Origin of the sequence: Ruminococcus flavefaciens (assembly GCF_900108555.1) — a bacterium.
GTDB lineage: Bacteria > Bacillota > Clostridia > Oscillospirales > Ruminococcaceae > Ruminococcus > Ruminococcus flavefaciens_P.
Genome location: NZ_FNWV01000004.1, coordinates 250,197 through 264,737, shown reverse-complemented (window position 1 = coordinate 264,737; position 14,541 = coordinate 250,197). Strand labels below are relative to the sequence as shown.

Annotated in this window: 13 protein-coding genes, 1 riboswitch and 1 other annotated feature; of the genes, 9 read left to right on the top strand and 4 right to left on the bottom strand. The window is 46.8% G+C overall.

Going from position 1 to position 14,541, the window contains the following annotated elements:
* Positions 1 to 54: 54 nt before the first annotated feature.
* Positions 55 to 1,335: a bifunctional folylpolyglutamate synthase/dihydrofolate synthase gene (locus BLW60_RS07940; RefSeq protein WP_074716114.1), complete on the bottom strand. Its 1,281-nt coding sequence runs from the start codon at positions 1,333 to 1,335 to the stop codon at positions 55 to 57.
* Positions 1,332 to 1,904 carry a folate family ECF transporter S component gene (locus BLW60_RS07935; protein WP_074716111.1) on the bottom strand — a complete coding sequence of 191 codons (573 nt, stop codon included), beginning with the start codon at positions 1,902 to 1,904 and terminating at the stop codon, positions 1,332 to 1,334. The genes BLW60_RS07940 and BLW60_RS07935 overlap by 4 nt, the downstream gene beginning before the upstream one ends.
* Before the next feature lie 69 nt (positions 1,905 to 1,973).
* A riboswitch (THF riboswitch) is annotated at positions 1,974 to 2,088 on the bottom strand.
* Between the two features lie 254 nt (positions 2,089 to 2,342).
* Between BLW60_RS07935 and hrcA the strand changes: the two genes are divergently transcribed.
* From hrcA to BLW60_RS07910, 5 genes are all read left to right on the top strand, one after another.
* A complete protein-coding gene (hrcA, locus tag BLW60_RS07930) occupies positions 2,343 to 3,389 on the top strand; it encodes a heat-inducible transcriptional repressor HrcA (RefSeq protein WP_074716109.1) in 1,047 nt (348 codons plus the stop codon).
* Between the two features lie 16 nt (positions 3,390 to 3,405).
* Positions 3,406 to 3,975, top strand: coding sequence for a nucleotide exchange factor GrpE (grpE, locus tag BLW60_RS07925; RefSeq protein WP_074716107.1), 570 nt, complete (start codon positions 3,406 to 3,408; stop codon positions 3,973 to 3,975).
* 181 nt (positions 3,976 to 4,156) lie between these two features.
* Positions 4,157 to 6,025: a molecular chaperone DnaK gene (dnaK, locus tag BLW60_RS07920; protein WP_074716104.1), complete on the top strand. Its 1,869-nt coding sequence runs from the start codon at positions 4,157 to 4,159 to the stop codon at positions 6,023 to 6,025.
* A gap of 216 nt (positions 6,026 to 6,241) precedes the next feature.
* Complete coding sequence (gene dnaJ / locus BLW60_RS07915; RefSeq protein WP_074716102.1) at positions 6,242 to 7,390, top strand: molecular chaperone DnaJ; 1,149 nt, start codon at positions 6,242 to 6,244, stop codon at positions 7,388 to 7,390.
* A 332-nt stretch (positions 7,391 to 7,722) separates the two neighbouring features.
* On the top strand, positions 7,723 to 8,112 hold the full coding sequence (locus tag BLW60_RS07910) for a DUF6483 family protein (protein ID WP_074716100.1): 390 nt from the start codon (positions 7,723 to 7,725) through the stop codon (positions 8,110 to 8,112).
* 243 nt (positions 8,113 to 8,355) lie between these two features.
* On the opposite strand, the gene BLW60_RS07905 is transcribed toward BLW60_RS07910, so the two are convergent.
* On the bottom strand, positions 8,356 to 9,732 hold the full coding sequence (locus BLW60_RS07905; protein WP_074716202.1) for a TrpB-like pyridoxal phosphate-dependent enzyme: 1,377 nt from the start codon (positions 9,730 to 9,732) through the stop codon (positions 8,356 to 8,358).
* 92 nt (positions 9,733 to 9,824) lie between these two features.
* Positions 9,825 to 10,074, bottom strand: a binding site (T-box leader).
* 292 nt (positions 10,075 to 10,366) lie between these two features.
* Positions 10,367 to 11,083: a helix-turn-helix domain-containing protein gene (locus tag BLW60_RS07900; protein ID WP_024861164.1), complete on the bottom strand. Its 717-nt coding sequence runs from the start codon at positions 11,081 to 11,083 to the stop codon at positions 10,367 to 10,369.
* Between the two features lie 222 nt (positions 11,084 to 11,305).
* Here BLW60_RS07900 and BLW60_RS07895 point away from each other — a divergent pair, with 222 nt between their 5' ends.
* The 4 genes from BLW60_RS07895 to BLW60_RS07880 all read left to right on the top strand — a co-directional run bounded on the left by BLW60_RS07895 (position 11,306) and on the right by BLW60_RS07880 (position 14,407).
* Entirely contained in the window at positions 11,306 to 11,941 is a 636-nt protein-coding gene (locus tag BLW60_RS07895) for a histidine phosphatase family protein (RefSeq protein ID WP_074716098.1), read from the top strand.
* Positions 11,942 to 12,307: 366 nt separating this feature from the next.
* A complete protein-coding gene (locus BLW60_RS16455) occupies positions 12,308 to 13,177 on the top strand; it encodes a hypothetical protein (protein ID WP_074716096.1) in 870 nt (289 codons plus the stop codon).
* Positions 13,074 to 13,916 (top strand): RluA family pseudouridine synthase, encoded by an 843-nt coding sequence (locus BLW60_RS07885; protein ID WP_074716092.1) that lies wholly within the window; start codon positions 13,074 to 13,076, stop codon positions 13,914 to 13,916. The genes BLW60_RS16455 and BLW60_RS07885 overlap by 104 nt, the downstream gene beginning before the upstream one ends.
* 20 nt (positions 13,917 to 13,936) lie before the next feature.
* On the top strand, positions 13,937 to 14,407 hold the full coding sequence (locus BLW60_RS07880) for an S-ribosylhomocysteine lyase (protein WP_074716090.1): 471 nt from the start codon (positions 13,937 to 13,939) through the stop codon (positions 14,405 to 14,407).
* Positions 14,408 to 14,541 lie beyond the last annotated feature (134 nt).

Here is a 14,541-nt window from a genome sequence, read left to right as displayed (position 1 = left end):
ATGTACTAACCACTAACCACTTGCGGAACGCCGAGGGCGGCGTTCCCTACAATCCTACTCACTGATACCCGAGAGCGCGTCTGTTACTTCGCGGTACATATACAGCGAGCCCAGCACTATAAGTGGCACATCATGCTCCTTTGCATAGCTGTAAGCGGCTCTGACTCCCTCCGCAAGTACTGCGAAAGGCTCTGTGCGGAGTCCCTTTGCATTAAGAGCGTCCGCAAGCTTCTGACTGTCGAGGGAACGGGGATTTGCAGGCTTTACCGCAAAGGCAGTCTCTGCAAGCTCGCCCAGCATATCCGCATACAGTCCGTACTCCTTATCAGCCATGACACCGATGAGCAATGCCACCTGTTTATCGCTGAAATATCGGCGTATACTGTCCGCAGCACAGCGTATACCGTCAGGGTTATGAGCACCGTCATAGATGATGAGCGGCTCTTTGCTAAGCACCTCAAAGCGTCCGTGCCACTTCACATCTGCAAGTCCTCTGCGGACTGCCTCACAGGAAATTTTAAGTCCCTCATGTCTGAGTATCTCAACACAGCTTATAACATTGACTGCATTTTCAAGCTGATATGTGCCGAGAAGGGGGATATGAAGCTTTTCACCATTATATATGAAGTCCGCACCGTTGATGCCAAAACAGCTTTCAGACCATTCAAATCTTGAATAATCGGGCAAGAAAAGCTCCGAGCCGTTTTTCTCAGCAGCATCGGCAATTATCTCGTAGGCTTCCTCGCTGTCGCCGCCGAAATAAACAGGTCTGCCCTTTTTGATGATGCCCGACTTGTGGGAAGCTATCTCCGCGATAGTATCTCCGAGGAACGCGCTGTGATCCTTCTGCACATTGGTTATCACCGACAGTACGGGAGCTTTTATGACGTTGGTGGAGTCAAGGTCACCGCCCATTCCGCACTCAACTACGGCTATATCGCAGCCTTTACGCACAAAAAGCTCGAATGCCGCAGCCGTAAGGACTTCAAATTCCGTGGGCTTCTCGTCCATGCTCTCGCATATGGGAACGATATCGCCGATAATATCCGCAAATTCCTGATTTGATATCTCACAGCCGTCAATGCGGAAGCTGTCGGTTACCTTGGTTATGGCAGGGGAGGAAAATCCCCCGACTTTATAGCCTGCATTTTTCAGCACCGATGTGAGCATAGCTCCGAAAGAGCCTTTGCCGTTAGTGCCTGAGATATGGACTGTTTTCAGCTTTCCCTGGGGATCGCCCATGAGCCGCAGGAGCTCTGTGATACGCGAAAGTCCCAGTACGCTGCCCCTTTCGGCAGCCTTTTTCATATATGCAAGTGCTTCGGAATAATTCATTTTCTTCTTACCTTGTTGAGCTCTGCTGTGAAAGCCTTATTTTTCAGCATAAGATAGATGACAGCTGTCTCTATTGCTGCTGTTATAAGGTATATCGGCACACGGAACAGGAGAGTCTCAAATGGAGTGTGATAGTAAACGTAAAGACCTATGGAAGTGATCATCATAGAGCCTATAGCGTGTGCGGTAACTGTTGAAGCTGCTATTTTCGGGAGCAGAGCGTTCTTGACACCGCGAAGTGCGAAATGATAGACAAGTCCCGAGAAAACACCGATACAGGTCGAACCTATGGTGATTATTGGATTGATAGCATAGCCTTTCATTATGCAGCCCACAACATCTGCCACAAGTCCTACAGCTCCGCCTATGACAGGTCCGAAGAATATGCCTGCCATTTGTATGGGGAGCCCACCAAAGCCTATGCGGATACTGTTGCCGATGTTGATAGAACCTAATTTGCCAAGAACCATGCTCATTGCCGCAAGAAGTCCTGCGATGATAAGCACCTTTGTGCTGCCGAAAAGCCTGATATCGCTCTTTACTGCTGTTCCTCTGTTGTTTGTGATCATAAAAATAACCTCCTTTTCCTCACTCATACGACAAGAAAAGAAGGTTTCGGTTCTTTTTTAGTTGTCCTATGAAGCGGGATGCAAAATGCGAACCGTAAGCCTGAGCTTTTCGTTTGACCGACAACTCCCCGTTCGGTCAACACTGGAATACCATGAGGTATAACGAACGCATTTTTACTCTTCAAATGATAATTTTGCAGTACCTTACTGCACTAACATTATACAGCGCATATCGCCGTTTGTCAATAGTTCGGGGCATGAAAAAGTGTTCTTTTAGAGTCTTTGTCAAATTGTTCTAAATACACATAGGAAGGTGGTAAAAATGAGTCAAAAAGCCGAAAATGTATAAAACCCTTGACAAAAGTCTATAATAGTGATAAATTATAGTTAGCACTCAGAGAGTTAGAGTGCTAACGAGATCGAAAGGTTGTGAGTATCGTGGACGACAGAAAGCTGAAAATACTTGCTGCTGTGGTTGACGAATATGTAAGGACAGGCGAACCCGTCGGCTCGAAATCTATCTCAAAGCTTGAAAATATAAATGTTTCTTCCGCTACTATCAGAAATGATATGGCGGCTCTCGAACAGATGGGATATCTGGAACAGCCCCATACATCGGCAGGCAGAGTTCCTACCTTCAAAGGCTATCGCCTATATATCGACGAGCTTATGACGCCTCACGACCTTCCCGATGAGGAAAAGCGGCGGCTCGATGAAATGCTCGGAGATAAGGATACTCCTGAAGAGCTTCTGGTACAGAATGCCGCAACTGCTCTTACCGAGATAACACAGTGTGCCGCAGTAGTATCAAACGCTGTACCGAGATTTTCGGTAATATCAAAGGTAGAAGTTATCCCAACGGGTAAAAGGCTGTACGTTATCCTGCTGATAACGTCCAACGGAAGCATTAAAAACAAGGCTTGCAGACTTGAATTCGACCTCAGCCATGAACAGCTTGATTTCTTTACACATTATATAGAGGAAAACCTCAGCGGTGTATCCGTAGACGAACTGTCTGAGGACGTTTTCGACAAAATGGTAGCAGCAGTGAGCGCGTACATGGTTTCGCTTTCACCGCTGGTAAAGGGTATCTGCGAACTTTCAGAGGATCTTCGTCAGGAAGAACTGACAGTCAGCGGAGGAGAAAAGCTCCTCTCCTGTGAGGACCTTGATAAAATGGAAGTCGTAAGGTTCATAGAACACAAGGACGGTCTTTCCGAGCTCCTCGAAAACGCATTCAGCGGTATACAGGTAAAGTTCGGAGCTGAAAACGACAGCCTTGCAATAGGCAATTCAAGCCTTATCGTCTCCAAGTACCGCAAGGGCGGCAAGGAGGCAGGCTCTTTAGGCATCATAGGTCCTATGAGAGTTGATTATAAAAAGATAATCCCATACGTCGAATACCTCACCCAGAAGATATCTTATCTTATGGACGGTACAGACGATGACATCATAAATGCTCCGCCAAACGGACAGGAGCTGTAGAAAGGAGAAATGACCGATGGAAAAGAATGAGAATTTCTCGGAAGAGCTTGAGGAGCAGGCAGGCGATACAGCCGAAACTCCCGATGCTGATGAAAACACAGACGCTCTTGACGAGGACGATGCAGCAAGCGAATACAACGATACAGCTACTCAGTTCTCCGACCTTGAGGACGCTCTTGCAGAGGCAAATGACAAGTATCTGAGGCTTTACGCAGAGTACGACAACTACCGCAAGCGTACAGCAAAGGAAAAGACAGAGACTTATCAGAACGCTTCCGCACAGTGTATAGAAAAGATCCTTCCCGTGCTTGACAGCTTTGAAAGATCACTGGAAGCAGAATGTTCCGATGAAAACTTCAAAAACGGCATGGCGATGATATACAATCAGATGAAGAACTTCCTTACTCAGATGAATGTAACTGAGATCGAAGCTCTCGGAGCTGAATTTGATCCCAATGTACACAACGCTATCCAGCAGCTCGACGGCACGGATTACGCAAGCAATCATGTATGCTCCGTATTCCAGAAGGGCTATATGCTCGGCGACAAGCTCGTAAGACCTGCTATGGTAGCAGTGGCTGTATAGCCAATAAATCAATTCGGAGTTCGGAATTCTGAATTCTGAATTGAATGTGTCCGCTTACGCGGATGTATCTGAAAAAATAATAATTATACATTTTTAAATTCATCGCCGTCAGGCGATACCATAATTCCGAATTCTGCATTCAGAATTACGAATTATGATTTAAAATTAGGAGGAATATATTATGTCAAAGATAATTGGTATCGACCTTGGTACAACTAACTCTTGCGTAGCTGTTATGGAAGGCGGCAACGCAGTCGTAATCCCCAACAGTGAGGGTGCAAGAACAACTCCTTCAGTCGTTGCTTTCACAAACAACGGCGAGCGTCTCGTAGGTCAGGTGGCTAAGAGACAGGCAATCACAAACCACGACAGAACAGTTTCTTCTATAAAGAGACACATGGGTTCTGATTATAAGGTAGCTATAGACGGCAAGAACTACACACCTCAGGAGATCTCAGCAATGATACTCCAGAAGCTCAAGGCTGACGCAGAGGCTTACCTGGGCGAGCCTGTAACAGAGGCTGTTATCACAGTTCCTGCTTACTTCACAGACTCACAGAGACAGGCTACAAAGGACGCAGGTCAGATCGCAGGTCTTACTGTTAAGCGTATCATCAACGAGCCTACAGCAGCTGCTCTTTCATACGGTATCGACAAGGAAGAGGAGCAGACCGTAATGGTTTACGACCTCGGCGGCGGTACATTCGATGTATCTATCATCGAAATGGGCGAAGATGTGCAGCAGGTACTTGCTACAGCAGGTAACAACCGTCTCGGCGGTGACGACTTCGATCAGCGTATCATCAACTGGATCGTTGAAGAGTTCAAAAAGACAGAGGGCATAGACCTCTCAGCTGACAAAATGGCTGCACAGAGACTCAAGGACGCAGCTGAAAAGTCAAAGATCGAGCTTTCATCTACAACAACATCAAATATCAATATCCCGTTCATCACTGTTGATGCTTCGGGTACTCCTAAGCACCTTGACCTTACACTTACACAGGCTAAGTTCAACGAGCTCACAGCTGACCTCGTTGAGGCTACAATGGGACCTGTAAGACAGGCTCTCAGCGACAGCGGACTCCAGATCTCAGAGATCAACAAGGTCCTCATGGTCGGCGGTTCTTCAAGAATACCTGCTGTACAGGAAGCTGTTAAGAAGCTCATCGGCAAGGAGCCATTCAAGGGCATCAACCCTGACGAGTGTGTTGCACTCGGTGCAGCATATCAGGGCGGCGTTCTCGGCGGCGACGTTAAGAACGGTCTCCTTCTTCTTGATGTTACACCACTTTCACTCGGTATCGAGACAGCAGGCGGCGTTTGCACAAAAATGATCGAAAGAAATACAACTATCCCTACAAAGAAGTCACAGGTATTCTCAACATATGCAGACAATCAGCCTGCTGTTGATATCAACGTACTCCAGGGTGAGCGTGAATTCGCAAGAGATAACAAGCAGCTCGGTACTTTCCGTCTCGACGGTATCGCTCCTGCACCAAGAGGAATCCCACAGATCGAAGTAACATTCGATATCGACCAGAACGGTATCGTTCACGTATCCGCTAAGGACCTCGGTACAGGCAAGGAGCAGAACATCACTATCACTTCTTCAACAAATATGTCCAAGGACGACATCGACAGGGCTGTTAAGGAAGCTGAGCAGTATGCTGCTGAGGACAAGAAGCGCCGTGAAGCTGTTGACAACAAGAACGAGGCAGAGAACCTTGTATTCCAGTGCGAGAAGGCTCTCACAGACTTCGGCGATAAGGTATCAGCTGACGAAAAGGCTAATATCGAAGCAAAGTGTACAGCTCTCAAGTCTGCTATCGAAGCAAACAACGATTCTGAGATAAAGACTCTCAAGGAAGATCTCCAGAAGGCATTCTATGATCTTTCTGCAAAGGTTTACCAGCAGGCAGCTCCTAACGGTGCAGCAGGCGCACAGGGCATAGATCCTTCACAGTTCGCTAACATGGGCGGTGCAGCAGGTGCAGGTGCTCAGGGCGGAAATGATGACGGCGTAGTTGACGCTGACTTCACAGAGGTTTGATGAACTGAAATATAACACCATAAAAAGGGCGGCTTAAACTCCGCCCTATAGGTGTATTTACAGGCGCAGTAAAAAATTAGTGTTTACTGTTAACTTTTGTAGGGGCTGGCGTCCCCGACAGCCCGTTTTTGTATTCTATAGTTTTTCAAGCGGGACGTCGAGGACGCCGTCCCCTACAAAATCTTTCCGCTGTATAACGGAAGAATGGAGTTATCTATGGCTGAAAAAAGAGATTATTATGAAGTCCTCGGTATCCAGAAGGGTGCTTCTGAGGACGAGATAAAAAAAGCCTTCCGTAAAAAGGCAAGAGAAAACCACCCCGACCTTCACCCCGACGATCCTTCCTACGTTGAGAAGTTCCAGGAGATAAACGAAGCTAACGAGGTGCTTTCAGATCCTGAAAAACGTGCTCGCTATGACCAGTTTGGTCACGCAGGCGTTGATCCGAGCTACGGTGGCGGTGCAGGCGGTATGGACGGCTTCGGCGGATTTGCCGATATGGACGATATCCTCGGAAGTATCTTCGGCGGTTTTGGTTTCGGCGGCGGTACAAAGCGTTCAAACGTCAATGCTCCGAGACGTGGTGCGGATATACAGGAAGCTGTTTCCATAAGCTTTATGGAAGCCTGCTCAGGCAAGAAGATAGACCTGAAAATAAATCGTATGTCTGTATGTGATAACTGTAAGGGCACAGGTGCAGAAGCAGGTTCAACACCCGATATCTGTCCCGACTGTCAGGGCAGAGGCTCTATCAAGGCAACTCAGCGTACTCCCTTCGGTGCTATATCATCTACAAAGCCATGTCCTCACTGTGGCGGAAAGGGCAAGATAATCAAAAATCCATGTTCAAAGTGCCGCGGCGTGGGCAGAGTAAGAGTGCAGAAAACAGTTACTGTTGATGTACCCGCAGGTATCGACGACGGACAGACACTGCGCGTAAGCGGACAGGGCGACTGCGGTATCAACGGAGGTCCTAACGGTGATCTTCTCGTTGGCATCAACGTAAAGTCACACCCTATCTTCAAGCGTGAGGGCTACGACATATACTGCGATATCCCTGTTACTTATACAGAAGCCGTTCTCGGTGCTGAAATAACCGTACCAACTATTGACGGCGATGTAAAATACAATATCAGCGAGGGAACTCAGACAGGCACTGTATTCCGACTTAAAGGCAAGGGCGTTACACGTCTCCACCGTACAGAGCGCGGAAACCAGTACGTAAAGATATATGTTGAAGTTCCGAAGAATCTCACCAAGAAGCAGAAAGACCTGCTGAAAGAGTTTGAGAATTCAATGACAGAAAAGAACTATGCAAAGCGTCAGAGCTTCTTTGATAAGCTCCGCTCAAAACTTGATTTCTGATAAACAATACAGACCTGTTGTGCTATATATGGTACGCATAAAGAAAGTTATAGTTATTACTCGGGGAAAACCTTTCTGAGGAAAGGTTCTTCCCCGAACCCCTTTCCAAAGACTTTTAGCTGATTTTTTCTATAATAAAGCCCATTTGAAGCAAATACAAAAGGGCATATCTGCTTGTGGGCTTTATTATAGAAAAAATGAAATAACGGTCATGAAAGAAGTTTGAGAAAAAACTTTTTCAAAAGGGCTTCCTCAATAATAGTTATAAAACTTCTGTATGTGCAGCACATTTAAACAGCAGGTCTGTTTTTATACCGAAAGGAGGCTGCCTTATGTTTGAACAGGACTATATCATGCGGCAGATAAAGGAAATGACCGCTATAATAGCAAAAATAATGTTCGGAGTAAATGACAGGAAATCGTTCTATATGCTGCAGGAGGCCGAGAGGCAGAAGGTCTACTCACTTGTAACGCAGGTGAAAAACGGCGAACCGAAAGAAGCTGTCCTGGAGCTTGACAGGCTCACCGACAACAACACAAAGGAAAATATGATGATAGGTCTTGAATTCTACGCTCAGCTCAGCGATATGGACGAGGAATACTTCATCAAAAGCGGCTACAGCTTCGGCAATTTGAGAGATGATTTCGAGAACTTTACAAAAAAATTCGGTATGGATCAGATGACCGAGCTTTACTTCGGAAAAGATGACGATAACGAATAAAAAAGTTTACACCGTAAGGTAGGAACGCCGAGGGTGACTCCCTCAGTTCTCTGCTTACTGGCGGACTGCCAAAGGCAGCCCCTACAGCGCAGAGCCTGCGCCCCATAACTACGTTGTTGCTCGTAAACTCGCTCACTCTTAACAAAATCGTTGATCGTACATCGCTTACGGTACTATTAATTACGTATTACGAATTATGCATTACGCATTAAAAAAGGACTGCCGAAGCAGTCCTTTTTATTATCAGCCCTCGATCTTAGGAAGATTTGCAAGTGACTTTGCAATTTCCTCGTCTGTCGGGATATAGTCGCTCATAGTACCGTCATTGAATGCACCGTAAGCGTACATATCAAAGTAGCCTGTACCTGTAAGACCAAAGAGGATAGTCTTTTCTTCGCCTGTCTCCTTGCACTTGAGTGCTTCGTCGATAGCAGCGCGGATAGCGTGGCTGCTCTCAGGAGCAGGGAGGATACCCTCAACTCTTGCGAACATCTCAGCAGCCTCGAATACAGCTGTCTGCTCAACAGATGTAGCTTCCATGAGACCCTGATCGTAAAGCTCAGAGAGTATAGAGCTCATACCGTGGTAACGGAGTCCGCCTGCGTGGTTAGGTGAAGGCATGAAGCCGCTGCCGAGAGTATACATCTTCTGGAGTGGGCAAACCTTACCTGTATCGCAGAAGTCGTAAGCGTAAGAACCTCTTGTAAGGCTCGGGCATGATGCAGGCTCTACTGCGATGAAGCGGTAATCAGCTTCGCCGCGGAGCTTTTCGCCCATGAAAGGTGAGATAAGTCCGCCCAGGTTTGAACCGCCGCCTGCACAGCCGATGATGATATCAGGCTTGATGTTGTACTTTTTCATAGCAGCCTTTGCTTCAAGACCGATGATAGACTGGTGGAGGAGTACCTGTGCAAGAACGCTTCCGAGAACGTAGCGGTAGCCTTCCTTTGATGTAGCAGCTTCAACAGCCTCTGAGATAGCGCAGCCGAGGCTTCCGTTAGTGCCCGGGAATTCTTCGAGTATCTTTCTTCCTACCTCTGTAGTATTTGAAGGTGAAGGAGTTACATTTGCACCGTAGGTACGCATAACCTCGCGGCGGAAAGGCTTCTGCTCGTAGCTTACCTTTACCATGTATACGTTACAGTCAAGGTTGAAGTATGAGCAAGCCATTGAAAGAGCTGTACCCCACTGACCTGCACCTGTTTCTGTAGTTACGCCCTTGAGACCCTGCTTCTTAGCGTAGTAAGCCTGAGCGATAGCGGAGTTGAGCTTGTGGCTTCCGCTGGTGTTGTTGCCCTCGAACTTGTAGTAGATCTTAGCAGGTGTGCCGAGCTTCTTTTCGAGGAAGTAAGCTCTTACGAGAGGAGATGGACGGAACATTCTGTAGAAGTCCTGTATCTCCTGTGGAATGTCGATATAAGGTGTAGTCTCATCGAGCTCCTGCTTTACAAGCTCGTCACAGAATACGTGGCTGAGTTCCTCAGCTGTACAAGGCTTGCCTGTACCCGGGTTGAGGAGCGGAGCAGGCTTCTTCTTCATATCAGCGCGTACGTTGTACCACTGCTTTGGAAGCTCGTTTTCCTCAAGATAAATTTTGTAAGGGATCTTCTCATCTGACATTGACATAGCAATTCTCCTTTTCGTTTTTTCAGATTTGACGTACTATGCAGAGACTGAAATACAAAAAAGCTTCTGTCTCCGCATTTGAATAATGCGGGGACAGAAGCGGTAATTCTTCTGCGGTGCCACCCTGCTTGACGATAAACGTCCACTCAGCACGTACATGATACGCTGGTTTTGTTAACGCAGCTCCTCTGCGTCTTACCTACGCGGTACAGCAAATACTGTACTTTCAGCTTGCCCTCGGAAGTCCATTCACTCTGTATCCCTTACCTGCTTTCAGCTGCCGCAGGCTCTCTGAAAAGTTCTTACAGAACTACTCCTCTTCTTCATAGGTTTATAACACTAAATAGAATTATATCACAGCTAAAAGCTTATGTCAAGGATACTCTGAAAAATCCGTTATAAAATTGCCATAATAACGGATAACAGAGCAGATATTGTCTGCTGATAGGCGTTTTTGCCTATATTGTGTAATAAATGGACTGCCACACAGGATACGCTGAACATATGTCAAAACGTGCTCCGATATCAGCACATATCTCCCATACGGACAGCTTTAGAGTTAGCTGCGACTAATTTTTATAAAAAGGCTTTTCTTTGACGCGAAAAAATGGTATAATGAAATGTACGATCACTTTATGTCGCTTCGATACTTCGCACGGGTACGCGAGATACTCTCTTCGCTTCGTTTGATAAGGTTGAGAAGTGATGACGAATACTGGGCATAATCCTTCTGGAGAGTTGCGGTGGTAACATAAAGGGTATCGAAATTGTCTACACAGTCGTTGCCGTCAAGGGCGATACCGCTGGACGCGGCTTTGATATTAGCTTCGCTCATGGATACTATTGCGTTTGCACTGTCGTTTGCGATGACCTTGGGGATACGGAAAAGCTTCTGGTCGTTATGCGGGTTAGCGTTGTAAACGATACGGAAAAGCTTGTAGACAGAGAGCATAAGATAGGAGGAAACCTCCTTGATGAGCGTTATGCTGTTAGCCTTCTGAGCGAGGCTGAAAAGAAGACTGATAGAGTTGTTGATGATCCTTCTGTTGAAGTTGATGATCTCGGGTGAAGGCATCTTCATGCTGTTGTTTCCGTCGTCATCGGGGATATCTTCGATAGTGATAGTCTTTCCCTCAGGTTCGGGAGTTCTTCCAAGAAGATAGTCACATGATACATTGTAATAATCAGCGATCTTTACAAGGAAATTAAGTCCGCATTCACGTATGCCTTTCTCGTAGTGTGAGAGCAGAGCCTGTGATATACCAAGGTCTGTTGCAGCCTGTTTCTGGCTTATATGTCTTTCCTTACGCTGTAAAGTGATTATTCTCGCAAAATCTGAGTTCATTGAAATTCCTCCTAAATCTGATACACGCTCTAAAAGCTGTTATTAATATTATAATACAAAATGTATAATTTGTAAAGATGCAGAAGTATGAAAGAATTGTAGAAAATTTATTGCATTTTTCGTGAAATTTACTAAGAGTTAAAAAAACGGGCAGTAAATTTGTGCATAATTATCCTACCTGTATGTTTTTTATTGTACAATCTAAAAATAAAGGAGACCGCCATGAAAGGTTACAGGATAAGTATTATCCGTCACGGAATGACGGAAGCAAACGAAAAAGGTATTTACATTGGAAATACCGATATACCGCTCTCAGCCAAGGGTGCAGCCGACCTTGCGGCAAAAATGGACGAGTTCTGTTATCCAACCGTCCACAGAGTCTATTCTTCGCCGCTTAAACGCTGTACAGAGACTGCGGAGATATTGTTCCCGTATACTGAGCTGTGCACGGTAGATGACCTGAAAGAGCTGAATTTCGGAGAATTCGAGAACAAGACCATTGACGAGCTCGCAAAGCGCGAGGACTACAATAAATGGCTTCGCGGCGGCAAGGACAGCCGTCCGCCTAAGGGGGAGAGCCTTGAGGAGCTTACAGCCCGTACCTATAAGGCTCTGCACTATGTCATAACCGATATGATGGAGACAGGTCTGACCCACTGCGCTATGATAACTCACGGCGGCATCATCTCGAATATGCTCAGCTGCTTCGGTATACCGAAGTATCCGCCGTCGCAGATAACTGCTGAGGCAGGCGGCGGCTTCGATGTAATAGTTACAGCGCAGATGTGGCTCAATTCGCAGGCATTTGAGATACTGGGCTATTGCCCTTACGACAAGATACCGGACGCCGAGGATTAAGAACTAAGTGAGTAGTAAGTAGTGAGTAGTAGGGGCGGTGGATTTAATTCGAAATGCGGAATTGTAGGGGCGCATGACCTGTGCCCGCGTAACACGTATTATGTGTAGGGGCTGCCTTTGGCAGTCCGTCAATCCCGAGGATTAAGAGCTAAGATCTAAGAACTTAGTAGGGGTGGCGTTCTCAACAGCCCGAGTGGTTAGTGTATAGTGCTTAGTATGGGCGGCGTTTCGCCGCCCGTCAACCGATACAGGCAACAAGATACGATGTGTAGGGGACGGCGTCTCGACGTCCCGAATAGATGTAGATGAATAATATCGTCTGATAAGGCAATAATATCTGCAAAACTGTTTTTCGGAGGCGCAGATATGAAGGTCAGAGAGCTTATCCGCTATTCAAAGGGACTTCTTGCAGGCAGACGGGCAAGGACTATGATGATATGCATACTTCCGCTGGGGGCAGAGCTTTTCTTTCGCTCATCGGAAGCGGCTGTGTACAGCCTTATGCTGTATTTCGGGGACTATGCTCCCATAAAGCTGTTCGGCGGCGATGAGCCTTTGCAGCTTGCAGTGGCGGCAGTTACGGCTCTACTCAGGTGGGTGACGACCGCTCCCCTAATGTATGCGGCGGCAATGCGGCTCTACAGCATAACTGCCGAGAAAAACGAACTCAGGCACAAGCCGTTCTCGCGGATACTGCTGAGAAAATGCACGTTAAAGCGCAGCATATCGGCAAAGCTCTGGACCAAGACCATAGGTCTTTTTACGCTCGTTCCTGCGGTATTCTTCGGAACATCGGCGTATGCTCTCCTCAGCGGAAAGCTTTACGCAAGAGAGGCTTTCCTTGCGATAAATGCCGTATTTCTGACTTTGGTATCGCTGCTGATATGGGCATCTCTGAAGCTCAGCTTTGCGGCTGTGCCGTTTCTGCTGGTGAGATACCCAAAGCGGACTGCATTCCGCACCGTCATATATTCCGTAGGCTTCATGCGCGGAAGAAAAAGCGTACTTCTCAGGCTTATAGCGGTATATCTGCCCCAGATGATGACTATAGCGGGACTTCCTTACGGACTCACAAAGCTGATGAACGCTTTTTCACTGAGTATAGATATTTTTATCAAGGAGGACGAATACCTTGAAGCAAATAGAGCTGATAGCGGACGTGGAAAGACCAACAACGCTGGAAAACTTCCTCGTAGGAAAAAAAGGTGTTTCAAAGCGTCTGCTGACAAAGCTTAAACGTCAGGAGGGCGGCATAACACGGGACGGTGTTACCATTAGGAGCATTGATACGGTCTCGGCAGGGGACAGGATAATCCTCAGCATGGAGGACGACAGCTTCCTTGAACCAAACGGCAGTCTTGATGTGCCCATAGCCTTTGAGAATGACAGCCTTGTGGTGTTCAATAAGCCCAGCGGTATGCCCGTACACCCGTCCATACGGCATCAGGGGGATACCCTCGGAAATTACTTCGCCTACCGCTATCCCGAGCTGACATTCCGCTCGGTGAACAGGCTCGACCGTGACACCTCGGGACTTTGCATAGTTGCCAAGGACGCTCTTGCGGCAAAGCTTTTGCAGGGACACTGCAAAAAGGTCTACTATGCGGCAGTACACGGCACTATCCCCGAAAGCGGCACCATAGACGAGCCTATCGCAAGGGAGAGAGAGTCCATAATCCTGCGCTGTGTACGCGAGGACGGACAAAGAGCAGTTACTCATTATAAACGGCTCGATACAAACGGTAAGTACTCCCTTGCTGAGATAGACCTCGAAACAGGACGTACCCACCAGATAAGAGTACATTTTGCTCATATCGGAGCTCCACTTGCAGGCGATGACCTGTACGGCGGACTTCGTGATGATATATCAAGACAGGCTCTGCACTGCGGAAAAATGAGCTTCAACGATCCGCTTACAGGTGAGCCCGTAACAGTTTCCTCGGAGATTCCCGAGGATATAAAGGCACTTTTCTAAAATGAACAGGAGGAATAAACATGGAAAAGATAGCAAGCTTTCAGGTAGACCACACTAAATTCAGCGTAGGTATGTACATATCAAGAATCGATGATGATATCGTTACATATGATGTCCGCATGGTAAAGCCAAACGGCGGAGTATACCTCGAAACACCGTCTATGCACACTATCGAGCACCTTTTCGCTACATATGCAAGAAATTCTCAGTTCGGAAAGAATATCGTATACGTAGGACCTATGGGCTGCCGTACGGGCTTTTATCTGCTCACAAGAGGTCTTTCGCACGAAGATGCCATAAAGCTTGTACGTGAGGCATATACTTTCATAAGAGACTATGAGGGCGAGATACCGGGCTGCACAGAGGTGGAGTGCGGAAACTACCGTGAGCATGACCTTGCTTCTGCAAAGAAGGACGTTGTGCCGCTTCTTGAAAAGCTTCAGGATTATACAGTTGAAATGCTGAATTATTCGTGGCATTTTGATAAATAATAAGCAGTTTTTTGTATATAATGACGAAATATCCCCTTGAAACTTGTTTTCGGGGGATTTTTTCGTTGTATTATCACATAAATTTGGTATAATATTATTTGTTGGACTTTCAATGGGGAAGTCTTTAAATAAGA